We start from the raw sequence: 25,261 nt of genomic DNA, 5'->3' as shown, positions 1-25,261 counted from the left end.
ATCAACTTATTCATCAAAAAGAAGTCTGCAATAAAAAATAATCAAATAGCCTTTACTTAGAGTACACTAACAGTAATTTTTTAATCAGTTTGTAAGTTAATTAAGATTGAACATCAACTTAAAAAACAAAAAAGATAAATTGGCTTCTCATAAGGACTTCATGAGTATGTATATTAGCACAAACTTGATATTTGGTTACTCGTAAGGGCTCAATGAGTAAGTAATTAGCACAAACTTGATATTTGGTTACTCATAAGAGCTTCATGAGAATGTACAAAGGCAAAAACATGATAATTGGTTACTCATAAGGGCTTCATGAGTATGTACAAAGGCAAAAACATGATAATTGGTTACTCATAAGGGCTTCATGAGTATGTATATTAGCACAAACTTGATATTTGGTTACTCATAAGGACTTCATGAGTATCTATATTAACAAAAACATGATAATTGGTTACTCATAAAGGCTTCATGAGTAAGTACAAAAGCAAAATTATGATAATTGATTACTCATGAATCTTATATTACGATGTAAAATTTATAATGAAACACTAAAAAAGCTCACTTATAAAAGTGAGCTTTTCTTAGTATTTAAGTAACTTAAACTTTGTGAAAATACTTCGTCGCGCATGATAAAACTAAATCGGCGATCTTTTTTTATGTTTGGTGGAAATTCGTCTAACAATACAGGGCCGTTTGTTTCAAAATAGTGCTTTTGTGTTAAAAGTTCTCCTATTTCGGCAAAATAAATATTTTTTATGATAATTTTATCCTTACCTGTAACACGGTATTGCCCTAAATAATTAATTTTAGATACATTTCCACCTGTTTCTTCTAAAACTTCACGTTTAGCTGCTTCTTCAGGTGATTCACCTTCCTCGACTTTTCCGCCTGGGAATTCGTATCCTCTTCTTTGATGGTCTGTAAGTAACCATTGGTCATTGTATTTACAAATAACCCAAACATGTTTTGGAGCGGGTGAAAATGGATGTTTCTCAAACGATAATTCAACTGTATTATGGTAAAAATCTTTAAATATGTACATTTTAACCTTCCTACATTCATACTTGTTTTTCCATTGTACTATTTCTATTAAAATGTTTCATCATTATTGAAATAATATTCCTGAAACTTTATGAAAATATTTGATTGCCTTGCAAATTGGACAGTATACTATATCATAGTAGTATAACTATTTAGGAGGATATAGTATGACTGGAGTATTTGTTGTTAGTGGAATTATTATCGTTGTTGTATTCGGTGCTTTCGTTCTAACTGTAAATAAAGGCTATGGTGTCCAACATAAAGTCGATAAGCTAGAAGACGTAAAAATGAAAAATAACCATGATGAGAAATAATTCTAGCAGACGAAAGGTTTGTATATGAATAAAATTTTAATTGGAATCATTAGATTTTATCAAAAATGGATTTCACCTGCAACGCCACCATCATGTAGATTCTATCCTACTTGCTCTAGTTATGGACTAGAGGCAATACAAACCCATGGTGCACTTAAAGGATCTTATTTAACGACTAAAAGAATACTTAAGTGTCACCCACTACATCCAGGTGGATATGATCCAGTACCTGATAAAATAAATAAAGAAACAAAAAAAGATACGGTCAAAGAAACTTGAAATGAATAACAAGTTTAATTTGATCGTATTTTTTTACTTAGTTATTTCAACTAAAGAAGTATATTTATAAATCTTTTTAGAAATGCTTCGGATTCTCTCTTCATCCACTTCTACCCCTAAACCAGGGCCAACTGGTACTTTAACTTTTCCATTTATTAAAGCTACCTCTGGAAAAATGAGATCATGCTCCCAATGTCTAGATGAAGCCGAAATATCTCCAGGTATTGTAAATCCGGGAAGAGATGCTAATGCAACGTTTTGAATTCTTGAAATCCCGGTTTCAATCATGCCTCCAACCCAAATTGGAATATTCTTTTCAACACAATAATCATGAATTTCAATTGATTTAGTTAATCCCCCGACTCTTCCAGGCTTTACGGTAATAATTTTGCAAGCGTTTAATTCATATGCTATTTGAATATCCTCTAATGAACAAATACTTTCGTCTAAACAAACTGGAGTAGAAATTTCCTTTTGAAGAATGGCGTGCTCGATGAATTGTCGGTCGCCGAAGGGCTGTTCTATCATTAACAGATTAAATTCATCTAATTTTTTTAGTTTCGGAATGTCTTCAATTGAATAATCTGAATTGGCATCAATCATTAGAGGGATTGTTGGATAGCTATTTCGTATAGTTGAGACAATTTCGTAATCATTTTCCTTTGAAACTTTAATTTTAAATCGTTCATAGCCTTCTGTTATATATGCACTAATTTGTTTCAACATTTTTATTGGCTCGTCTATACTAATTACAACCCCAACTGGTATCTCTGCCTTATTGCCCCCTAAAGCTTGTGCTAAACTGATTGAATTTAGTTTACTATACAAATCCCAAACTGCACCTTCAAGCCCAGATTTAGCCATTTGATTGCCTTTAAATTGATTGAATCGTGTAGCGACATCACTTGGATGATTAAACTGTTTTTTAAATAAGATCGGTATAAAGAAATCCTGTAAAGTATGAAGTGCAGTTTGAATCGTTTCCTCTGTATACCAAGGCTCTGAAAAAGCAACGACTTCTCCGTAACCACATATTCCATTAGCATCTAAAATTTTAACAATAATACTTTCACGTTTTTCATATGTACCATAGCTTGTTTTAAAAGGTACTTTTAGAGGCTGTTCTATTAAAAATAATTCAATTTGCCTTATCAACATGTTTATTCCCCTTATAGAAGCTTAAGTAGCTCTCTTCTAACTAACTTGTTTGTTGCATTTCTTGGTAAGTTGTCTACATAAAATATTTCTTTTGGAATTTTATACCCTGCGATTTTATCTCGACAAAACTCGATTAGTTCTTCTTGTGACGGAGGATTAGAGGATTTACTTACAACAAATCCAACAGGTACTTTTCCCCAATTTGGGTCTTCTTTGCCTGTTACACCAGCTTCAATGATATCTGGATGCGATAATAATACTGATTCAATCTCTGCTGGATATATATTCTCTCCACCGGAAATAATTAAGTCACTTCGACGGTCAACTACAAATAAAAAACCATCCTCATCTACATAACCCAAATCACCCGTATATAGATACTCAGATGAATCAGTTAACTTAGTAAGTTTATAATAACCTTTGCTCACGTTCGGTCCCTTCACTACAATTTCTCCTACTTCTTTTGGTAAACAAGTTCGTTGATCGTCTCTTATTTCTAGCGTACATCCAAATAAAGCTTTACCAGCCGAACCAATTTTAGAAAGCATATATTCAGGAGAAAGCGTTGCAATTTGTGAACAAGTTTCAGTCATGCCGTATGTTTGATAGACTGGCACATTTAATGCTCTTGCCTTTTGTAAAAGAGGTAACGGAGCAGGTCCTCCACCAAGTAAAGCTGCCCTTACATTGTTTAATTCATTTGTACCCTCAACAATTGTCAAAATGTCATTTAATACTTTTGTTACGACAGATAGAATTGTTACATTATGCTTTTTGACACAGTCCTTAATGGTATGTGCATCTGCTTTATTCGTTAACACAATTTTCATGCCATAAATCGCACTTTTATATACAGTAGATAAACCACCTACATGGAACATTGGCAAACAGACTAGCCATACATCCTTATGATCTAATCCTAAATTTAATACTGAGGCAATTGCGCTGCTCCAATGATTAAAATAAGTTTGTAAAACTGCTTTTGGGAAACCTGTTGTACCAGAGGTGTACATCATAGTTGCGATTTTATCACCATCAAAATTAGACTTAATCGGAAATTCCTTTGATTTACTGTTCTCTATTTCATTTATATTTAACAGTTTTATATTTTCAGGAATCTTCACCGTATTTGATTTGGCTACGATCAAAAATTCAGAATCACTATTTTCTAATTGATAGACTATTTCGTCATCACTTAATCTTATATTCAGTAAAATTGATGTTGCCCCGATATAATGAAGTGCATAAACAACTTCTATAAATTCAATGGAATTATTCATTAAAACCGAAACGTGGGATCCGTCTTTTATGCCAAGATGGTGAAATTTATAAGCAAGATTTATAACTCGATTATGTAAATCCTTAAACGTAATTTCTTCCCCATCTGTTGCAATTGCTATTCGATTAGGAGTTAATCTGACTCTCTCAAGCAAAAAATTCGGAATTTGATTCATCAAAAACACTTCCTGACTATTATCAAAATTTACAAAAGTTTATTTTAAAAACGCTCTCCTATTGGTGAGCATTTAGACGGAGAGATGCGTAGTTATACTTATACTTAATTCATAAAATGAGCAACTACATTAAGGTTTCTTCTCCGTTGCAAATTTAATGTGCAAAAAAAGCTTGATGATTTCTCATCAAGCTTCTATCTTCTTTCAAATCAAGGAAAACGTGGGAATTTATCGAAATCAGGTGTACGTTTTTCTTTAAATGCATCGCGGCCTTCTTTTGCTTCCTCAGTTGTGTAGTAAAGAAGTGTAGCATCTCCAGCTAGCTGTTGAAGTCCAGCTAAACCGTCTGTATCTGCATTCATTGCTGCTTTTAAGAAGCGAAGTGCAGTTGGACTTTTTTCAAGCATTTCTTCAGCCCATTTAACTGTTTCAGCTTCTAATTCTTCTAATGGTACTACTTTGTTAACTAAGCCCATATCTAATGCTTCTTGTGCATTATATTGACGGCATAGGTACCAAATTTCACGAGCTTTTTTGTGCCCAACAATACGAGCTAAATAGCCAGAGCCATAACCAGCATCAAAGCTACCAACCTTAGGACCAGTTTGTCCAAATTTAGCGTTTTCAGCTGCGATTGTTAAGTCACATACTACGTTTAATACGTTACCTCCACCAATTGCATAACCAGCTACCATTGCAATTACAGGTTTTGGAATAACGCGAATTAAGCGTTGTAAATCTAATACATTCAGGCGAGGAATGCGGTCTTGTCCAACATAACCACCGTGTCCGCGAACACTTTGGTCTCCTCCAGAACAGAATGCTTTTCCACCTTCACCTGTTAAAATAATAACACCAATTTTTTCGTCGTCTCTTGCATAAGCAAAAGCATCAATCATTTCTGATACTGTTAATGGTGTAAATGCGTTATGTACGTGTGGACGATTGATTGAAATTTTAGCAATTCCATTATATGTAGAATATAAAATTTCTTCATATTTTCTTTCTTGTACCCATTCAATAGTCATGAAATTTCCTCCTTTTCACTTTTCAATAAAAACCCAATTACTATTGTAGCAAATTTTTTCGAATGTTCCACATGAATTGCATGGCCTGCATGTGGAATTTTAATAATTTCGCTATTTTCTAGCCTCTCGTTCATTTTCCCCATTATTAAACAAAACTTTTCATCATATTCTCCACAAACTAATAAAGTCGGTTTTTTAAATTGCTTCAAGTCACCCCATAGAGATGGTTGAATGCCCGTTCCCATCCCTTTTAGACTATTACTTAAGCCAATTGGTGACTGATTTAATCTTCCTTGTTTAATCTTTTGTTGTGAATCTGATGGCAAATTCTTTTGAGTTGAAAATAACGGAATGTTTTCCCAATAATTAACAAATACTTCAATACCTTCATTTAGGATCATTGAAGATAAATGATTGTCTTGTTCGATTCGAGCTAATCTTTCACTTTCAGTTTTAAGACCAGCCGTACAGCTTTCTAAAATAAGCGATTTAATTTTTGTTGGATAGGCTAAAGCGAAATAGAGGGCTAGTCTACCACCCATTGAATAGCCTAATAGATGCACAGAATCAATTTGCTTTTGTTCTAAAAAATCATGTAAATCTTTAGCAGCAAATTCCATTCTGTACCGCTCATCATTTTTCGGACAATCTGTCTTTCCATGTCCTAATAAATCAATTGCTATTACATGATAGTTTCGTTCTAGTTTACTTATTAAACTTCCCCATGTCTCCTTTGAACCTGTAAAACCATGCAATAATAATATAGTTTGCCCTTGGCCAGATTCAATGTATGAATATGTGACCTCATTTATTTTAATTTCCATGAACAAGAACACCTAATTTCATTTCTCGTATTCTGCTTTTACAATGCTCCAAACTTTTTGATGAAGATCATAATTTTCTTTCCGATTTGTCTGAATTTCAATTACATGTAATCCATTATTCTTTTTAGCTAATTCATCTTCAAGTTCAAACCAATTATGAATTTTTGTATGAACACCACCAAAAAGGGCAGTTGCATGCTCGAATTCCAATCCTAAAGGAGTTCCGAATAAGTCTTCAAAATGTTTTTCTTCTTTAGATTGAGGTAAAAATGAGAAGATTCCACCCCCATCATTATTAACAAGAATCACTCTTAAAGGTAAATGATGTAGTTTTGAAAGGACTAGACTATTTAAATCATGATAGAAAGATAAATCTCCAATTAATAATGTGACACTCTCTCCAGCTGCTGCCATCCCTAATGCGGTTGCAATTGTCCCATCTATTCCATTTACCCCTCGATTACAAGCAATTTTTAACTTTTTAGATTGATTATGTAAAAACGTATCCACATCACGAATAGGCATACTGTTTGAAACAAACAATGTACTTTCTTCAATTAGATTTTTTGCTAATACTTGAACGATTTTCCCTTCAAAAAGTTCATCAAACTGTTCTGCTTGTTGTAGTCCACTTTTTGTTTTTTCATTAATTGTTTTCCATTTATTCAACCAATCTAATTCTTGATTATTTGTCTTCTGATATGACTCCAAAATTGCATTACAAAATTGGATATCATCACAAGAAATCATTTGCGTTGCTTTTAACGTCGGATCCCTCCATAAGTCTCCTTCATCAATTACAATTAGCTCGCAATCTTTTTGCTTTTGTATATATTGGCTAAACGTTTTAGACACAGGCATTGCCCCGAATCGTACGATAACTTCGGAATCAAGCGAATCAACAATGTCTTCAAATCGAAGAAATGTATCATATGTATCAATTACATTCGAGTCTTCATTACCATTAATCGTTCTTCCATTTGAAAGAGGATCACATAGAACTGGGTAGTCTAATAAATTCCCTAAAGATTTAATCTTCTTTAAAGCGCCTTCTTCAACATAAGGTCCACAAACTAATAAGCCTTTTCTTTTTGATTGAAAAAGCTTGGTAAACTCATTACTTGTTTCATTTGAAATTGTCGCTAGAGTTTCAGTAAGTATTGTGTGAGCAGAATTTTTACGCTTTCCTGCTGAGAATAAGTCATCAATCGAAAAATTTGGAACTAGTGGTTCTCGAAGTGGCACATTCATATGTACGGGCCCCATTGGAGCGGTCACACATGAACGGTACAGTCGATTAACACTTGAACGCGCATATTCGTACATAGCTTCCGAAGCCTCTGGTAAGGCTAGCTCAATGAATTTTTTTACAAATGAACCGTATAATCCAATTTGATTCATAGCTTGTGGTGCACCTATATCTCTAAGCTCATGTGGCCGATCGGCTGTCAGTACGATCAATGGAATTCTAGATTCCTTTGCTTCAGAAATGGCTGGCATATAATTTGCAGCTGCTGTTCCAGAAGTACAGATCAAAACTGTAGGCTGTTTCGTACTTTTAGCGATTCCTAAAGCAAAAAAAGCCGCCCCTCTTTCATCTACTGCAATAAATGACTTTAATTTTGGATGCTCATTTACTAACATCGATATTGGTGTAGAGCGTGATCCAGGACTTATTACAACGTTTTTAATATTTAATGCACTTATTTCATCTACAAGAGCACCAATATACTTTGTTAGTGCTTCATTATCTTTCATTTCGTAACCCTCCTAATGCATTTAGCATTGGCAGAAACTTAACACCAGTTTCAAAAAATTCTTCCTCTGGTTTTGAATCTTGTACAACACCACAACCGGCATACAATTTTGCTTTATTTTCTTTAATTAAGGCACTACGAATCCCTACAGCAAAATCACCATTTCCGTTTAAATCAATCCACCCTATCGGAGCTCCATACCATCCCCTGTCCACAGGTTCAAGTTCACGAATTAATTTACATGCCTCTTCCTTAGGAAATCCTCCAAGTGCAGGGGTTGGATGTAATGCTTGAATTAATTCAAATAAAGAAACATGATTATATACTTTCCCTTCAACTGGTGTGAATAAATGCAATAAGCTTTTAGTCGCCATTATTCTTGGTGTTGAAGGTATTGATAATTCATTACAATATTGTTGTAGCGTTTCTCGAATATAGTTTACTACAAACGCATGTTCACCATTATTTTTTTTACTATTTAATAACCAATTGGCGGCTTCTGTGTTTTCTTCCTTAGTTATTCCTTTTGCGGCAGATCCAGCAAGACACATCGAAGAAACTGTATTATTTTTCTTAGAAATTAATCGCTCAGGTGTAGCACTAATAAATACAGTATCTTTTAATTGATAAGAAATAACATAGTTAACATTTCTTGTTGCTTCTAATTCATAAATTACATTTGTTGAATTTACTTCTGCAGAAAAGGTTGCATTTAAAGTTCGATTTAAAACAACTTTTTCTAATTCTTCGTTTTTCATTTGATGAATTGCTTCTTTTACGCTTTGAATCCATTCATTTGGTTCAAATTCATCTTTGTTAATACATTCTGATTGTGAAAAACTCGGTTGCTTCATACCAAACTTTTCTAAAAAGTCATCATATTCTTTATATTGAAGCAATAAATCCTCTACTGTAGTTTGTTCATTAATTTCATAGTTAGAGGTGATGAATGTCCCTTCGTTTGTAACCGTCACCATTAATTTAGGTACATAGAAATGAGAGGTACCAAAATTCTTCCAATCTTGATCATTTTTATAGTTATCAAAAAAAGAGAAACCCCCAAGAGCTATCGGTCCTGTACCAAAGCAATTTTCTTGCTCGATATACACTTGCTCTCCAAAGCGTTTCCATTCTTTTTCTATTGCAGAATACTGTTCTTCTGTACTATGATGAAAAGGAACTAAAGTACCAATTCCTGTGAGAATTAACGAGTTTTCTTGGTTTGACCAATAAAAGCGTTCAGTAAAACCCAATTCATGATAAAAATGGTAAACACTTAGGGGATGGATATTCATTATTTTTTCCACTTTACAAATGAAGCGTTTTGAACAAGCTTTTGCCTTTTGAAGAGAATGCTCAAAGAAGGCAATCGATTCCAGTTGACCTGTTCTAAGCATAATAGTTCCCCCTAGCTTAAATATACGTTAAATACATGATATAACTAAAGATACAACGATGAATGTAGACTGTCAATTTTATGAAGTTCGTCCATACTTTTTTAAAGTAAAATGACCTACATTTTCAAATAATATTAAAAAGGAGGATGTTAAAATGCAACCAACTGTTCAATCTCCAACTTCCTCAACAGGTTTTAGAACATGGTGGAATTTATTAAGACCACATACATTAACCGCAGCGTTCATTCCTGTTGCGATTGGAACAATGTTAGCGCACATAGCTCACTCATTTCATTTACTTTTATTTCTTTCAATGCTTATTGCAAGCTTACTAATCCAAGCCGCTGCAAATATGATTAATGAATATTATGACTATAAAAGAGGGCTAGATCATGAAGGTTCTGTCGGTATCGGTGGAGCAATCGTAAGGGATGGTATTAAACCTTCAACTGTTTTAAATCTTGCTTTTACTTTTTTTGGTATCGCTCTTCTATTAGGAATTTATATTTGTATTCAAAGTAGCTGGTGGATAGCAGTTATTGGACTTATTTGTATGGCAGCAGCTTATTTTTATACTGGAGGACCACTTCCAATCGCATACACTCCATTTGGTGAGTTAGTAGCGGGCTTTTTTATGGGAGTTGTAATTATTGGTATTACTTACTATATTCAAGCTGGAAATTTACCATCAAATGTGATCTTACTTTCTATCCCTACTTCAATTACAATTGGAGCAATTTTAACAGCAAATAATATTCGTGACCTAGATAATGACAAAGAAAATGGACGTAAAACACTTGTTATCTTATTAGGTAAAAAGAATGCAATTATCTTTATTGGTTCATTATTTGCAGTAGCATATGCTTTAGTTATTTTATTTGTTATCATGAATTTAATTACACCTTTTGCACTTATTTCATTAATAAGTATTCCTGTTGCAATAAAAGCAACAAAAGGATTTATTGGTAAGACTCAACCAATGGAAATGATGCCAGCCATGGCAGCAACAGCAAAAACAAATACTATAATGGGATTCCTTCTTGTTATAGGCTTAATAATTGGAAATATTTTTTCCTAATTAAGGCAGAACAATTCCTCAAAAAACTTAATTCATGTTTTCCTCCTTTTTGAACAAAATATGGATAGTCATATTCATTTACTTGAAAAGGGGGAGCATGATGCTTTCACAATCACAAATCCAAACATTTAAAAACGAGCTACTGAAACAAAAAGAACATATAGAAGAAAGACTAAATGATCCAGCTTTTACACCATACTCACTTAGAGATTCGGTTGATGAGCTTTCACTTGCAGACAACCATCCAGGTGATTTAGGTACCGAATTATTTGAACGTGAAAAGGACATATCTCTTCATGAGCATTTAAGAAACGAACTTGATGACGTTAATACAGCGTTACAAAAAATTGAAAATGGAACATATGGTATATGTGAAGTAAGTGGAGAAGAAATACCTTTTGAACGGTTACAAGCTCTTCCTACAGCAAAAGCGATGATCGAACATACTCATGATCAGCATATATCAAGTTCTAGTATAAGATACGATCGTCCTGTTGAGGAAGAAGTATTAAACCCTCCATTTAGTAGAGATCCTAAAGATCGCTCAATGATGTATGACGCTGAAGACGCACTCCAAGATGTTGAAAGATATGGAAATTCCCAAACACCGTCAGATTTTGAATTTAATAATATTGAGGAATATGGAAGCACATTTACTGAGAGCTATGAAAATGTAGGTTATGTTGAGGAATTCGAAAACTTTATCGGTACTGATATTTACGGAAATAATCGAACTGTCTATCCTACAAAAAAACATGAACAATATGAACAAGATCTTGATGACTATGAAGAACAAGCTTTAAACGGAGAATTATCAGAAATTGATGTGAAAGATATTGAAAAGTACTAAATGAATTAAAATTTCATTAAAAAACGATTACTACAATGTGGTCGTTTTTTTTATATTTTTAAATTAACTACATATACTGAATCAAGACAACTTAATTGAGGAGGTTTTATGAATATTAAGTTAATAATTTTATTTTTCTCTTTATACTGTTTATTTTTTATTTCTTCTATCTTATTTCCGATTGACTATGATTGGTATAGTCATCTAATTAAACCTAGCTATACTCCTTCAGGAAAAACAATCGGAATCATTTGGGCATTCTTATATTCTTTCATTTCTTTAAGCGTATGTATCATCGTTTCTTTAGGAAAATCCTTTAAAAAAGTAAAATGGTTTTATATTATATTTATTATTAATTATGTATTTAACCAACTGTTTAGCTATTTTCAATTCAATCAAAAAGATTTACTTATGGCTACAATTGACTGTGGACTTGTCTTTGTTACAGCTGTTCCTTTAACGATCTTCGCATATAAACATTCAAAAACTTCATTTGTATTACTCATTCCCTATTGTATTTGGTCATTATTTGCAACCTTTTTAAACTACAATATCTACGTGCTAAATAAATAGATTTTTAGATTAATATAAAAAAGGCATCCTATAAAGGATGCCTTGAACATAACAAAAATTATTTTTTGTTTACGTTAGCTGCTTGTGGTCCACGGTTTCCTTCGATGATTTCGAATTGAACTTCTTGACCTTCTTCTAAAGTTTTGAAACCTTCGCCTTGAATTGCAGAGAAGTGTACGAATACATCGTTTCCACTTTCAGTTTGGATGAATCCAAAACCTTTTTCGCTGTTAAACCATTTAACTTTACCGAATTCCATCGATAATACCTCCTAGAAATACATATATACACTATTAATGCGTGCATAAAAGAGGGGTAAAGAAAAAGAACGTCATTGTCCAATCGGTTTAGATTGCTACAACATTGAAAGTGGTCAAAACTTCTTTTCAAGACAAAGAAAAATGAGCGTTACTAAAAATTTTGTAGTGCAAATGTATCGTTAATTTCTTACCTTCAAATAAATATGCAGTTAATAGTAACTTAAATATATCATATCTAAAAAAGTGCGTCAATGACACTTAGCCTTAATTGAAAGAATTTTTTATATAATTCTTATAATTTATCTTTTATACATTTAGACCTACCTAGCTTCCTATAAAAATGGTATAATTTGTCATTAATTAGTCAAACTAAATGAGGATTCTGTAACAATTTATCAAATTTTTTATTATTAAATAACTAGATTTTAGTATTACAATATTTGTATAGTTAAACTAAAGGGAGGCATAAAAATGAAAAATTCTCATGAAGTTACATATAAAATTCATGGCCATGATATGCAGTTTGTACAAGTAGAGCTAGATCCAAAGGAAACAGTCGTTGCTGAGGCTGGGGCAATGATGATGATGGATGATGGTATCGAACTTGAAACAATTTTTGGGGACGGTTCGCAGCAATCAGGTGGTTTATTTGGTAAATTAGTTGGTGCGGGTAAGCGACTTGTTACAGGTGAAAGCTTGTTTATGACTAGCTTTACAAACCGTTCAAGCTCTTTAAAAACAGTCAGTTTCTCGGCACCATACCCTGGAACAATCATACCGTTAGATCTACATGAGTATGGAAATAAAATTATTTGTCAAAAGGATTCTTTTTTAGCCGCGGCAAAAGGAACTTCAGTTGGGATTGAATTTAGAAAGAAATTAAGTACCGGCCTATTTGGTGGCGAAGGCTTCATCATGCAAAAACTCGAAGGTGATGGTCTTGCTTTCTTACATGCTGGTGGTTCAATTTACCAAAAAACTCTTCAACCGGGTGAAAAAATTAAAATCGATACCGGATGTATTGTTGGCTTCACTGGTGATGTTAATTATGAAATTGAATATGTTGGAAATGTAAAAACTGCACTTTTTGGAGGAGAAGGTCTATTCTTCGCTACATTACAAGGTCCTGGAACAATTTGGGTTCAATCATTAACTTTAGCAAGATTAGCTTCTCGAATTGGTCAATACTTACCAAATTCTTCTAAGGAAGAAGGAAGTATATTAGGTGGCCTTGGAAATCTACTGGACGGTAATGATTAATTCAGACTTCTTTAAAAGCGTTTTTTTGTTTACATACAAAAAACTAGTCAACGAAATGTTGACTAGTTTTTTTGTACTATTAGATTACTTCTTCTTCTGCCGGTTCTGCCTCACGTAATTTGTAAGTAAAGGTTGGAGTATAATCATAATCCAACTGCATCTTCTTAACGCCTTCTATATAAGTCGATAGATGGTGACTATTCTTAATAGACCCTTTATTTAGTGAAAAAGTGATTGGATGTTTCACTTGAACGTATTCTAAATAAATGTTTAATGGCTTTACCTCTACTTTAAAGGGTGGGCTTAAAGGGACCATATCATATAAATTTACAAATCTTAAACTATGCCTAACATTCTCATCGTAGTTTTCTTTAAACTTTATATTCCCTACTTTTGGAGAGCCAAATGAATAGACATTTGGGTTACAAATTCCTTTCATTGCTATTTCATATCCTAATAACGTGGCCAATGAACCACCTAAGCTATGCCCCGTTATGAATATTTTTTTTGAAAGAGCCTTTTCCTTTACAATTGCTAAAAGCATTTCTCGACAAGATTGATAAATTGATAGAAACCCCGAATGGACACTCCCACCATTCATCACATAAGGAAATAAGTCTTGATCAATTTTCAAATCAGCTAACCAATCCACATCTGATTTCGTTCCTCGAAACACAATGATTACGGATTCATCATTTTCAATAATATAGCCAAACCATTCTAGCTGGCTAATTGCACATGCTTTAATTGTATCTACTAATGAATAGCTTGCTGGAATCATAAACTTACCATCATTATCAAACTGAACATATGCCTGTTCAATGCAAAGTAATAGTTCTAAGGCCTTATCATAGTCAACTGAAAGGAATTTCAACGTATCTCTCCTTTCTTGCTTTTCATCATTATATGAAAAACCTCCTAATAATCTAAGAGGAGGTTAAGAATGGTGTAAAGTTCTTTGATGAATATTCCATATTTCAGATGCGTATTGACGAATCGTGCGATCACTCGTAAAAAATCCCGATTTCGCAACATTGTTAAGACTTTTTATAGCCCAATCTCTTTTATTTTGATACGTATGATTGATACATTCATGCGCTTTTACATATGAAGAGAAATCTCTAAGTAAGAAATACTCATCATTATAAGACATGAGCGAATCAAAAATTGGTTCAAACTCTTCTCTTGGTAACGGGAATAACCCGTGAAGCATTTGATCTAATACCTTTTTTATACGCAGATCATGATGGTAATAATCACTGCTTTTATAACCACCGTATTGGTAATAATTTAATACCTCGTCAGCAGTAAGTCCGAATGTAAAAATATTCTCCTCGCCAACTTCTCTTAAAATTTCAATATTAGCACCGTCAAGTGTACCAAGCGTTAAAGCACCATTCATCATAAATTTCATATTCCCAGTACCCGAAGCTTCTTTACTTGCTGTCGAAATTTGTTCACTAACATCCGCTGCTGGAAAAATAATTTCACCTAATGAAACTCGGTAATTTTCAATAAAAATTACCTTTATAAATTGACTTATATAACGATCATTATTCACAATATCAGCTACTGAATGAATTAATTTAATAATCTTCTTAGCAAAATAGTAACCCGGAGATGCTTTTGCTCCAAAAATAAAGGTTCTAGGATGCATTTTAAAATGTGAATCTTCCTTCAAACGATTATATAAATACATGATATGTAAAACATTTAGTAATTGTCTTTTATATGCATGCATTCGCTTTACTTGAATATCAAAAATTGAATCTGTATCTAATGCAATTCCATTTGTATAGTGAACATAATTTTCGAGAACTTCTTTTCTCTTTTTCTTTACATTCATAAATTGCGATAAGAATGCTTCGTCATTTTGATATTCTAATAGATTCTCAAGTTGAGTTGGTTCGTGTATCCAACCGTCTCCGATCGAATCATTTATTAAGCTACTAAGTTCAGGATTACATTGAAGTAACCATCTTCTATGAGTAATACCATTTGTTTTATTATTAAACTTGAATGGTTCATACTCATAAAAAAGCTTCATTTCTCTTTGTTTTAAGATTTCAGTGTGGATTTCAGCAACTCCATTAACGCTCTTACTGCCTACAATTGCTAAATGAGCCATTTTAACGACTCCATGAGCAATAATAGCCATTTGTTCAATTCGATCCCAATCACCTGGGTATTTGTTCCAGAGCTGCTTACAATATCTTTCATTTATTTCTTCTACAATCATATAAATTCTTGGCAATAAAGGCTTAAATAAATCAACTCGCCATTTTTCAAGTGCTTCCGATAAAGTTGTATGATTCGTATATGAAATCGTTTGAGTTGTAATTTCCCATGCTTCATCCCAGGATAACTTTTCAACATCAATTAAAATTCTCATTAACTCTGGAATCGCTAAAACTGGATGTGTATCATTTACATGAATAGCAATTTCTTCATGGAGCTTACGAATATTACCATACTGCTCCTTATATGAATCTACTATTCTTTGAATACTTGCAGAAACTAAAAAATATTGCTGTTTTAGACGTAAAATCTTTCCTTCATCATGTGTATCATCTGGATATAAGAATTCTGAAACTGCTTCAGCCTCTCGCTTATATTTCATTAGTGATTTATTTGAGGAATGAGTAGACGCTTCAGCACTCCATAATCTTAATGTATTTACCGTGTTTGTATGATAGCCAATAATCGGTAAATCATATGGTACCGCTGTGATTGCTTCTGCACCATGAAGGCGGAATTCCAATCGATTTTTATTATTAAATGATTCTACTTCTCCACCGAATAAAACTTCAATTGCTTCATCATCTCTTCGAACTTCCCAAACATTTCCGTATTTCAGCCATTGTTCAGGTAACTCGACTTGATATCCATCAACAATTTTTTGGTCAAATAGGCCATGTTTGTAGCGGATGCCACATCCATGACCAGGCAAGTCTTGTGATGCTAGCGAATCCAGAAAACAAGATGCTAACCGTCCAAGTCCACCATTTCCAAGACCAGCATCGCTTTCAAACTCCTCAAGAGCACTTAAAGAAATTCCTAATCTCTTAAGGCCAGATTCACATAACTCTCTAAGCCCTAGATGAATTAAGTTACTTTTCAAAAGCTTTCCTAATAAGAATTCAATTGATAAATAATAAACTTGTTTTTTTCGCTCTAAGCGGTATTGTTCACTTGTACCTAACCAATTACCGCTAATATGTTCACGAATCATCGTTCCAAGTGTTTGAAATTGCTCTTGAGTAGTGCTATCTGCAGTACTCTTTCCATGCATACTTTCTAGTTTCTCTTTAAAACTCCATTCAAACTCCTCCACACTAGAAAACATGGAATCACCTCGCCCTAAAAGATTTTTACTTTGAAGACTGCATATATAATTTTGCATATTCTTTAGCAGATTTTAACCAACTTGAATCTCTTCTAATTGCATTCCTTCTGACTGATTTCCAATGTTTTTTATTCTCATAAATACTCAATCCACGTTCTATTGTGTGAAGCATATCGTGAGCATTAAAGTTAGTAAAGGTAAAACCATTTCCATTCTTCGTCTCTTCATTATATGACTGGACAGTATCATTTAGCCCCCCAGTCTCTCTTACGATTGGAACACACCCGTATTTCATCGCAATAAGCTGACCTAATCCACATGGCTCAAATAGTGAAGGCATAAGGAATAAATCCGCACCTGCATAAATCTGATGAGCAAAGCGTTCATCAAATCCAATGTAAGCTCTAACTTTATCGTAGTAGTTATGCTCCATTGCTTTAAAAAAGTTCTCGAATTCTTCATCACCAGAACCTAAAATTACTACTTGGACATTATGATCCATAATTTGAGGGAATACGTGTTGAATAAGATCAATTCCTTTTTGACTTGTTAATCGGGAAACCATTGCAATAATAGGAATATTTTCATCCATTTTTAATGCAAGTGACTCCTGCAATTTCAATTTATTTTCAGTCTTATTTTCGATTGTAAATTCATCGTAATTAGAGTGAATTTTTCGATCAGTAGCTGGATTATAAATGGTTTCATCAATTCCGTTTACAATTCCAAAAAGTTTGTGATCTTGCTCACGTAATAGTCCATCTAATTGCTCTCCAAAAAATTCATGCTTAATTTCTTCTTTATATGTTGGACTCACAGTTGTTACGAAATCACTTGAAATGATTCCAGCTTTCATAAAGTTGATACAATCGTAAAATTTCAAATAGTCATCGCGAAAAAATTGTTCATCGATTCCTAACATATCGTCCATTACTTCTTTTGAAAATACGCCTTGGAATTGAAGGTTATGAATGGTAAATACAGATTTCATTTTTGGATTAATATCTTTTAATGCGCCATACTCTTTCATGAAAAATGGGATCATTGCTGTATGCCAGTCATGACAGTGAATAACATCAGGTTTAAAGTCGAATTCTTTAATACATTCAATTGCAGCTAGAGAAAAGAATGCAAAACGCTCTCCATCATCAAAATGACCATACAACTTGTCTCGATTGAAATAGTACTCGTTATCAATAAAATAATAAGTTGTTCCTTCTAATTTCAATTCAAATAAACCACAATACTGTTTTCTCCAGCCTAGATTTATAGAAAGCTCTTTTACTAGCTTAGCTTCTTCTCTATATTTAGCGGGAATTAACGAGTAGAATGGAAGCATTACTCTTACATTCGTATTTAGTTTATTTAAATACTTAGGGAGAGCGCCTGCAACATCTGCAAGCCCTCCCGATTTAACAAACGGTACACATTCTGAAACAATATATAAAACATTTACCACTGAATCAACGCTCCTTGGACTGAACCTTTTTGAAGCACTACTGGCTCACTTAAGCTTCCTTTTATTTCAACACCATCTTCTATTCGAACATCTTTATCTAATATAACGCCATCTAATATACAATTATCTCCAATGTTTGATTTTTGCATAACAACACAATTTCGAATAATTGTATTTTTTCCAATTTTCACAGCTCTTGAAATAATACTATTTTCAACCGTTCCCTCAATTTCACATCCATTAGCTACAATTGAATTTTTTACAATTGCTTCTTTTGAATATTTTGTTGGTGGCTCATCTTTAACCTTAGTAAAGACAGGATAAGATTTTAAGAATAATTGATTCCATATCTCAGGATTTAATAATTTCATACTTTGCTCGAAATAATCCTCAATTGTTTGAATGATTGAAACTTGTTGAGGTATTTCATACGCACTTAGTTCAACCTCATTATTTTGATCGCGTACAACGTCCATAATTGTTTCATAGCCTTTTTCGTGGAAGTTTTCAAAAAGCTTTAACAATAACTCTTTTTCGAGGATATAGATATTTAAAGATTTACTGAACTGCTTTAACTCAGTAATTTGTGCATCTGTTTCGATATGTCTCTTTAAAACTGGTCTAAAATCCACTGAGCAAATCGTATAAGTATTTGCTACTACTACATACTTTTGAGTAGAACGTTGTAAAAATTGAATATGCTTTTCGATAAAATCGAATGTACCAAAAGCTCCATCAGTTGGTTCTGGCGTAAAAATAAATAGTCCATCCTTTTTACGATTTAAGTCCCAATGTTTACCGGAGCCTAAGTGATCAATAATTGATCGATAAGGTTGATCAGGAAATACAGCGACACTCGTAATACCAGAGTTCACCATATTACTTAACATAAAATCGATTAAACGATATCGACCTGCATAAGGAAGTGTTGCTAATGGTCGATGCTGTGTTAACGGCTTTAAAGATTCAAAATGTGTTGACGCCTCAATTATTCCTAGCATAGTATGTTTCATCAAATAACCCTCTCAATCTATTTTTCTATTTGAGGAATGAGCCACCTCTTATTCTTCGCTTGTAACTAGAATTACCTCTTCATAATCTTTCTCAGGACCTAAAAGGCTTCCATCAGGAATCACCATTCCAGGAGCTACTACAGCACTTTCAATTCGTACATCTTTTCCAATAACGCAACCTGGCATAACGACAGAATCTTTTATCATACTGCCTTCTCCTATTGTTACACCTTGGAATAAGACAGAATGTGATATAAAACCTTCAACAACACACCCCTCATTAATTAGAGAGTCTTCAACGATTGCTGTAGGTGCAATGTATTGTGGTGGTTGATTTGGATTAACTGAATATATGCGCCAATCACGGTCATAAATATTTAGTTCGCTATCTTCATTTAACAAATCCATATTTGCTTCCCATAAGCTTTTTACTGTACCAACATCTTTCCAATAACCTTTGAAAGGATAAGCAACTACTTTTTTCTTTTCTTCTAATAAAAGCGGAATAACGTCTTTACCAAAGTCATTACTTGATTCTGGATTACGATCATCCATCTCTAAAAACTCTTTTAAAACATTCCATTTAAAAATATAGATTCCCATTGATGCTAAATTACTCTTTGGATATTGAGGTTTTTCTTCAAATTCTATAATATCCATTTCATCATTTGTATTCATAATTCCGAAACGACTAGCTTCATCAATCGGAACTTCGATAACTGAAATCGAAACATCTGCCTCTTTTTCAATGTGATAGTCTAGCATTTTACTATAGTCCATCTTATAAATATGATCACCTGAAAGAATCAAAACATATTCAGGCTGATATTGCTTTATATAATTTAAATTTTGATAAATTGCACTTGCAGTACCTGTATACCATTTAACTCCAGATGCTTCTGAATATGGTGGTAAAACAGTTACCCCACCATTTAAGCGATCTAAATCCCATGCACTTCCTATACCAATATATGAGTTTAGTACAAGTGGTTGATATTGAGTTAGCACCCCAACAGTATCAATACCTGAATTTGTGCAATTACTTAAAGTAAAATCTATTATTCGATATTTACCTCCAAAAGCTACGGCTGGTTTTGCTAGTTCTTTTGTTAAAGAACTCAATCTACTCCCTTTTCCCCCTGCTAGTAACATTGCTACGCATTTTTTCTGAACCATTGCTGCTAATCCCCTTTCGCATTTTGACTGGACGAATGATTGTAAAACTAAAGGCAGGTAATGCTATTTCAATACTGTATGGTAAACCATGAAATGGTATTTCTTCTGATTCAATGGCAGAACGATTTATTTTACTATCGCCACCAAATTGTACATAGTCACTTGAGAGCAATTCTTTATATCGATGCTTTGCAGGTACTCCAATTCGATATGTTTCATAAGAAATCTCTCTAAAATTACAGATTACGATGACATAATCCTCTTTGTTTTTTCCTTTACGGATAAATGAAAATACACTTTGATCTGCATTATTTGCATCAATCCATGAAAATCCATCCCAATGATTATCAACTTCATAAAGTGATTTATTTTTTTTATAAATCGATAATAATTCTTTAAAATATTTGTTCATCTTGGAATGATATTCATAATCTTTTATCATCCAATCAACTTGCTCTAAGTCCTTCCACTCATCAAATTGCCCAAACTCACTACCCATAAATAAAAGCTTTTTACCTGGATGAGATAAATAATAACCAAATAGTACCCTTAATTGAGCAAACTTTTCCTCATATGTACCTGGCATTTTATTTAACAAAGATTTCTTACCATGTACTACTTCATCATGTGAAAAAGGTAAAACAAAATTTTCTGAGAAGGCATATAAAAACGAGAAAGTCATCTTATTATGATGATGCTTTCTTTGTGTTGGGTGAGTCTCCATATAAGTCAAAACATCATTCATCCAACCCATATTCCACTTAAAATTAAAACCTAAACCACCTTCGTATGTAGGTGCAGTAACTAATGGCCAATCAGTAGAATCTTCAGCTATCATTAATACTTGTGGATCATGTTCAAATACCGCTTCATTTAATTTACTTAAAAACTGAGTTGCAAAAGGATTCTCTTCATTTCTATTTTTCCAATATAAAATATTTGCAACAGCGTCTACTCGGAAACCATCAATATGAAAATATTCCATCCAATATAGAGCGTTTGAAATAAGAAATGATTTTACCTCTGGTTTTGATAAATCAAAATTCGCTGTACCCCATACTTCATTTTCTCTGGCATCATAACCTTCATATTCATATGTCGGTTCACCATCAAACATGTATAATCCATGAGAATCCTTACAAAAATGACCAGGCACCCAATCCATAATGACTCCTAATCCGTTCTGGTGACATTCGTCTATAAAGCTCATTAGCTCATGAGGATTTCCATATCGACTAGTAGATGAAAAATATCCTACTCCTTGATACCCCCAAGAACGATCATATGGATGTTCAACTAATGGTAATATTTCGATATGTGTAAAACCATGATCTTTTACATATGGAATTAGTTCTGTCGCTAGTTCTGCATAAGTGTAAAAATCACCGTTTTCCTTCTTTTTCCAAGAACCTAAATGTACCTCATAAATTAAAACTGGTTCTTCATAAACTGACTTTTTAAATTTTTGCTTACGATATTTTGCATCTTTCCATTTATAGCCCGAAAGATCATAAACGATCGAAGCTGTGCTTGGTCTTAGCTCACTAAAGAAAGCAAAAGGATCACTTTTTAATAAAACTTCACCACGCTTGGTTGAAATTTCATATTTGTATATCGTCCCATGACCAATATTGGGGATAGATATCGTCCAAATCCCTTGATCGTTCAACTTTTCCATTTTATGTTCAGAACCATTCCACTTATTAAAGTCCCCAACAACTGAGACAGCTTTCGCATGTGGAGCCCACACTGTAAAAGTAGTTCCCACTTTATTCCCATTTTTTACAACATGTGCCCCAAAGCATTCATGGCTATGGAATAAACTTCCCTCATGGAATAAATGCACATCAAACTCAGTTGGCCGTGTCAAAAGCAACATCCTCACCTCATTACAATCTCTTAAATTCTTCTATCTCTTAATATTCTACAAATATATATATTCACCTTGTTTTTATGCAAAAAAAATTCAAAAACTTTTTTCAGAAAATGAATAACCATTCATGAAACCGTTGTCATTATTGCGTTTGTCGTAAAAATGTCGAATTTGTCGAACGAATATCACCGTATAATTATACAACGCATTTACAAAACCCCTTGTCTTAATTTGTAATTTTTTGATTTATCATAAAATTTCATACATAATTTACACTTTTATTACATATAAACTTTATATTAAAAAAGAATTGTAGAAAATTGTCGAACTAAAGGGGAGAATTTTTTTTTGAAAAATTTTTAGAAACGACTATCAAATTACAGATGCAAAAGTAAAAATAAACTTAAAAACGAATCTACTCTTTATGCGGTAATAAATTGTGGCATTAAATATTAACTTACTTACGTTTTAGGAAATTCAACAAAAACTATTGAAATACATGTAGAAAAGGATCACTTCAAAGTTACTAAGGTTCGTGTCAATATCATAATTTCCCTAGTTGTGCTACCCTCTTTGGTTGGACTTATTTTTAGCTCACTAAAATAACAATCGTAATATAGTAAAAAGGATCTTCGTTATTACGAAAATCCTTTTTTGTCTTAGTATTTAAAAGCTTATTAGACTTGCATTCGCTTATTTGATGTGATTACTCGTAAACGAATATCCGAAATCAGGAATACACCACATAAGATGACAAGAAAACCGAACAACATCCCTAATGTAATATGTTCTTTCAAAATAAGAACTCCCCAGATTATTCCAAACACAGGAATTAGAAAAGTAACACTTAATGTTTTGGTAGGTCCAACACTTTCGATAAGATAAAAGTACAATAAATAGGCTATAGCAGTACAAAATAATGCTAATCCTAGAACTGCCAATATAGCAACTCCTGAAACTTTTTCTGTAGATGCTGAGAAATTTAGAAATGTAAAAGGTAAAAGTATAATTGCAGCACCAATTTGTTGACCAGCTGCAAGTGAAAGTGGTGGTACCCCAATAAAAGCTTTCTTAGCATACACACCTGCAATCCCATATGAAATAGTCGACAAAACTGCTAGTCCAATTGCTATTTTAACATCATAAGTAAACGGTATCGAACTCCAACCTACTAACAAGATCACTCCTATTAAACCCACTATTATTCCAATCAACTTACGAATACTCAACTTTTCTTTCGTCCATACAAAAACAACCAGCGCTGTAAATAATGGCGTCAAAGAGTTTAGAATTGATGACATTGAAGCTGGCAAATGTAATGCTGATGTAGCAATTAATGTAAATGGTATTGCCGCATTTAATGCCCCTATTATTAAATATTGTCTCCATCTCTTTTTAAAGTGTAATGACTTTTTAGTAATAACCAAATATAGTACCAGTGCAAACGCAGCAATTATAACTCTTCCCTGTATTGTTAAAATTGGTCCAAAAACAGGTGAAGCTATCCTAATAAATAAAAATGAAGCTCCCCATAATGCAGCTAGGCTCAATAAAGCTATTCCATCTTTTAACTTCATTTATTTAACCCCTTTCTGAATGAAGTTGGAGTGTAATTAAAATGATGACGAAACATGCTTGAAAAATGTGCCGAGCCTTTATAACCAAGATTATGCGCTATTTCAGTTATGGTTTTCTCAGTATCTCGTAATAATCTCAAAGCTTCTATCATTCTTAACCTAGTTGCGTATTCTAACGGCGATAAACCTGTGGATTTTTTAAATAATCTTTGCAAATGAAACTTACTTACTCCAACTTCAATTGCTAACCGATCCAATGTTAAGCTATTTCGATATTCTTTTTCAATAAAATGTTTGGCAGATAAAATAATATCCTCCTCATTTGAGTGAAGTAAATCAGGACGACATCTTTTACATGGACGGTACCCATCTTTAATTGCCAAAGAAAATGACGGATAATATGACACATTTTCTTTTAAAGGGGTTCTTGACTTACACGAAGGTTTACAACAGATTCCAGTGGACTTAACTGCATAAATAAACATTCCATCATACTTTTCATCGCATGATTCAACTGCATCCCACATGACCTGATTATTTAATCCGTTCATTTAATCACCTCATCTTTAGCTATTCACATTTTAACACTAAGATATTGCGCTTGCTTTCAATTTCTTGCTTTCTAATTTCTATGGAAGAAGGATAATAGTAGTTAATAGACCATCTGATGATGTTTGGATTTAAAATGAGTGAAAAGAATATTAGTATTGAAAAATAAGGATATGTGGCCCGAATGAAGATTAACGGAAAAGAGGAATAGTGAAACCATGGAGAGCTATGACTACAATATGCTGTTTCTATTACTTTATTTGTAAAAGTGACAGCGAACATATTGCATCTATGAGAGATAATTCCTTGTACATTTTAAAATGAAAGAAGAACACTTTAATATAATGAAGAAAGCTATACTCAATTAAAGATCTTTCAATAAAGTCCTAAAAAAGACAAATAAAAAACTCAGTTACCTGTGTTATCACAAATAACTGAGCTTTAGATATGACCCGTACGGGACTCGAACCCGTGTTACCGCCGTGAAAGGGCGGTGTCTTAACCGCTTGACCAACGGGCCAAAAAAAAATATGGCAGAGAAGAAGGGATTCGAACCCTCGCACCGGTTACCCGATCTACACCCTTAGCAGGGGCGCCCCTTGAGCCACTTGGGTACTTCTCTATCATATGGCTCCGCAGGTAGGGTTCGAACCTACGACCACTCGGTTAACAGCCGAGTGCTCTACCACTGAGCTACTGCGGAAAAACTAATTATAAAAATTAATGGTGGGCCTAAATGGACTCGAACCATCGACCTCACGCTTATCAGGCGTGCGCTCTAACCAGCTGAGCTATAGGCCCATTAAATTTTATAAAAAGCGGGTGATGGGAATCGAACCCACGACCGAAGCTTGGAAGGCTTCTATTTTACCATTAAACTACACCCGCAAAATATGGGGCGACCGATGGGAATCGAACCCACGAGTGTCGGAACCACAATCCGATGCGTTAACCACTTCGCCACGACCGCCATAAAGAGTGCCGACTAGAGG

The 25,261-nt window shown here is 33.5% G+C and carries 22 protein-coding genes and 6 tRNA genes; 6 read left to right on the top strand and 22 right to left on the bottom strand.

The genetic code is table 11. From position 1 onward, the window contains the following. Positions 1-565: 565 nt before the first annotated feature. A complete protein-coding gene (gene ytkD, locus COE53_RS14425) occupies positions 566-1,045 on the bottom strand; it encodes an RNA deprotection pyrophosphohydrolase (RefSeq protein ID WP_069034757.1) in 480 nt (159 codons plus the stop codon). Between the two features lie 166 nt (positions 1,046-1,211). On the opposite strand from ytkD, the gene ytzI reads away from it, so the two are divergent. Then, a complete protein-coding gene (ytzI, locus tag COE53_RS14420; protein WP_088013603.1) occupies positions 1,212-1,358 on the top strand; it encodes a YtzI protein in 147 nt (48 codons plus the stop codon). 24 nt (positions 1,359-1,382) lie between these two features. Continuing rightward, positions 1,383-1,637 (top strand): membrane protein insertion efficiency factor YidD, encoded by a 255-nt coding sequence (gene yidD / locus COE53_RS14415; RefSeq protein WP_069034758.1) that lies wholly within the window; start codon positions 1,383-1,385, stop codon positions 1,635-1,637. A gap of 33 nt (positions 1,638-1,670) precedes the next feature. Here the strand turns inward: yidD and menC are convergent, their stop codons facing one another. The 6 genes from menC to COE53_RS14385 form a co-directional block, all read right to left on the bottom strand. Further along, positions 1,671-2,795, bottom strand: coding sequence for an o-succinylbenzoate synthase (menC, locus tag COE53_RS14410; RefSeq protein WP_069034759.1), 1,125 nt, complete (start codon positions 2,793-2,795; stop codon positions 1,671-1,673). 11 nt (positions 2,796-2,806) lie between these two features. Next, the gene (locus COE53_RS14405; protein ID WP_069034760.1) at positions 2,807-4,249 is read right to left on the bottom strand and encodes an o-succinylbenzoate--CoA ligase; all 1,443 of its coding nucleotides are present in this window, start codon (positions 4,247-4,249) and stop codon (positions 2,807-2,809) included. A gap of 209 nt (positions 4,250-4,458) precedes the next feature. Continuing rightward, positions 4,459-5,277, bottom strand: a complete 819-nt coding sequence (gene menB / locus COE53_RS14400; protein ID WP_056473277.1) for a 1,4-dihydroxy-2-naphthoyl-CoA synthase — start codon at positions 5,275-5,277, stop codon at positions 4,459-4,461. Next, a complete protein-coding gene (gene menH, locus COE53_RS14395) occupies positions 5,274-6,101 on the bottom strand; it encodes a 2-succinyl-6-hydroxy-2,4-cyclohexadiene-1-carboxylate synthase (protein WP_139116371.1) in 828 nt (275 codons plus the stop codon). Before menH ends, menB begins: the two co-directional genes overlap by 4 nt. A gap of 18 nt (positions 6,102-6,119) precedes the next feature. After that, positions 6,120-7,859 (bottom strand): 2-succinyl-5-enolpyruvyl-6-hydroxy-3-cyclohexene-1-carboxylic-acid synthase, encoded by a 1,740-nt coding sequence (menD, locus tag COE53_RS14390; RefSeq protein ID WP_091023728.1) that lies wholly within the window; start codon positions 7,857-7,859, stop codon positions 6,120-6,122. Next, positions 7,849-9,255 carry an isochorismate synthase gene (locus tag COE53_RS14385; protein ID WP_069034762.1) on the bottom strand — a complete coding sequence of 469 codons (1,407 nt, stop codon included), beginning with the start codon at positions 9,253-9,255 and terminating at the stop codon, positions 7,849-7,851. Before COE53_RS14385 ends, menD begins: the two co-directional genes overlap by 11 nt. 154 nt (positions 9,256-9,409) lie before the next feature. On the opposite strand from COE53_RS14385, the gene COE53_RS14380 reads away from it, so the two are divergent. From COE53_RS14380 to COE53_RS14370, 3 genes are all read left to right on the top strand, one after another. Then, positions 9,410-10,333, top strand: coding sequence for a 1,4-dihydroxy-2-naphthoate polyprenyltransferase (locus COE53_RS14380; RefSeq protein ID WP_069034763.1), 924 nt, complete (start codon positions 9,410-9,412; stop codon positions 10,331-10,333). 100 nt (positions 10,334-10,433) lie between these two features. Beyond that, a complete protein-coding gene (locus COE53_RS14375) occupies positions 10,434-11,183 on the top strand; it encodes a TraR/DksA C4-type zinc finger protein (RefSeq protein WP_069034764.1) in 750 nt (249 codons plus the stop codon). Positions 11,184-11,291: 108 nt separating this feature from the next. After that, positions 11,292-11,756: a TspO/MBR family protein gene (locus tag COE53_RS14370; RefSeq protein WP_069034765.1), complete on the top strand. Its 465-nt coding sequence runs from the start codon at positions 11,292-11,294 to the stop codon at positions 11,754-11,756. Between the two features lie 58 nt (positions 11,757-11,814). Here the strand turns inward: COE53_RS14370 and COE53_RS14365 are convergent, their stop codons facing one another. Beyond that, positions 11,815-12,015: a cold-shock protein gene (locus COE53_RS14365; RefSeq protein ID WP_056473269.1), complete on the bottom strand. Its 201-nt coding sequence runs from the start codon at positions 12,013-12,015 to the stop codon at positions 11,815-11,817. 472 nt (positions 12,016-12,487) lie between these two features. On the opposite strand from COE53_RS14365, the gene COE53_RS14360 reads away from it, so the two are divergent. Next, complete coding sequence (locus tag COE53_RS14360; protein ID WP_069034766.1) at positions 12,488-13,276, top strand: TIGR00266 family protein; 789 nt, start codon at positions 12,488-12,490, stop codon at positions 13,274-13,276. Between the two features lie 79 nt (positions 13,277-13,355). Here the strand turns inward: COE53_RS14360 and COE53_RS14355 are convergent, their stop codons facing one another. From COE53_RS14355 to COE53_RS14290, 14 genes are all read right to left on the bottom strand, one after another. Then, positions 13,356-14,150: a lipase family protein gene (locus COE53_RS14355; RefSeq protein WP_098948321.1), complete on the bottom strand. Its 795-nt coding sequence runs from the start codon at positions 14,148-14,150 to the stop codon at positions 13,356-13,358. A 63-nt stretch (positions 14,151-14,213) separates the two neighbouring features. Further along, a complete protein-coding gene (locus COE53_RS14350; protein WP_098948320.1) occupies positions 14,214-16,622 on the bottom strand; it encodes a glycogen/starch/alpha-glucan phosphorylase in 2,409 nt (802 codons plus the stop codon). 25 nt (positions 16,623-16,647) lie between these two features. Continuing rightward, a complete protein-coding gene (gene glgA, locus COE53_RS14345) occupies positions 16,648-18,081 on the bottom strand; it encodes a glycogen synthase GlgA (RefSeq protein WP_098948319.1) in 1,434 nt (477 codons plus the stop codon). After that, positions 18,075-19,094 carry a GlgC family sugar phosphate nucleotidyltransferase gene (locus COE53_RS14340; RefSeq protein WP_069034770.1) on the bottom strand — a complete coding sequence of 340 codons (1,020 nt, stop codon included), beginning with the start codon at positions 19,092-19,094 and terminating at the stop codon, positions 18,075-18,077. Before COE53_RS14340 ends, glgA begins: the two co-directional genes overlap by 7 nt. Before the next feature lie 48 nt (positions 19,095-19,142). Further along, positions 19,143-20,270 carry a glucose-1-phosphate adenylyltransferase gene (locus COE53_RS14335; protein ID WP_069034771.1) on the bottom strand — a complete coding sequence of 376 codons (1,128 nt, stop codon included), beginning with the start codon at positions 20,268-20,270 and terminating at the stop codon, positions 19,143-19,145. Continuing rightward, positions 20,218-22,146, bottom strand: a complete 1,929-nt coding sequence (glgB, locus tag COE53_RS14330; protein WP_098948322.1) for a 1,4-alpha-glucan branching protein GlgB — start codon at positions 22,144-22,146, stop codon at positions 20,218-20,220. Before glgB ends, COE53_RS14335 begins: the two co-directional genes overlap by 53 nt. A gap of 674 nt (positions 22,147-22,820) precedes the next feature. Continuing rightward, complete coding sequence (locus COE53_RS14325) at positions 22,821-23,720, bottom strand: DMT family transporter (RefSeq protein WP_098948318.1); 900 nt, start codon at positions 23,718-23,720, stop codon at positions 22,821-22,823. After that, positions 23,717-24,271 (bottom strand): bifunctional transcriptional activator/DNA repair enzyme AdaA, encoded by a 555-nt coding sequence (locus COE53_RS14320; RefSeq protein WP_098948317.1) that lies wholly within the window; start codon positions 24,269-24,271, stop codon positions 23,717-23,719. The genes COE53_RS14325 and COE53_RS14320 overlap by 4 nt, the downstream gene beginning before the upstream one ends. 446 nt (positions 24,272-24,717) lie before the next feature. Next, a tRNA-Glu gene (locus COE53_RS14315) sits at positions 24,718-24,789 on the bottom strand. An 11-nt stretch (positions 24,790-24,800) separates the two neighbouring features. Beyond that, a tRNA-Ser gene (locus tag COE53_RS14310) sits at positions 24,801-24,891 on the bottom strand. Between the two features lie 6 nt (positions 24,892-24,897). Then, a tRNA-Asn gene (locus COE53_RS14305) sits at positions 24,898-24,972 on the bottom strand. Positions 24,973-24,993: 21 nt separating this feature from the next. Then, positions 24,994-25,070, bottom strand: a tRNA-Ile gene (locus COE53_RS14300). A 16-nt stretch (positions 25,071-25,086) separates the two neighbouring features. Continuing rightward, positions 25,087-25,157 (bottom strand) — tRNA-Gly (locus COE53_RS14295). A gap of 6 nt (positions 25,158-25,163) precedes the next feature. After that, positions 25,164-25,239: transfer RNA gene (locus COE53_RS14290), tRNA-His, on the bottom strand. Positions 25,240-25,261 lie beyond the last annotated feature (22 nt).

This window comes from Bacillus sp. AFS029533, from assembly GCF_002585125.1.
Taxonomy (GTDB): Bacteria; Bacillota; Bacilli; order Bacillales; family Bacillaceae_G; genus Gottfriedia; species Gottfriedia luciferensis_B.
Note: the sequence above shows the minus strand (reverse complement) of the source record. Positions and strands in the feature narration are given on the sequence as shown.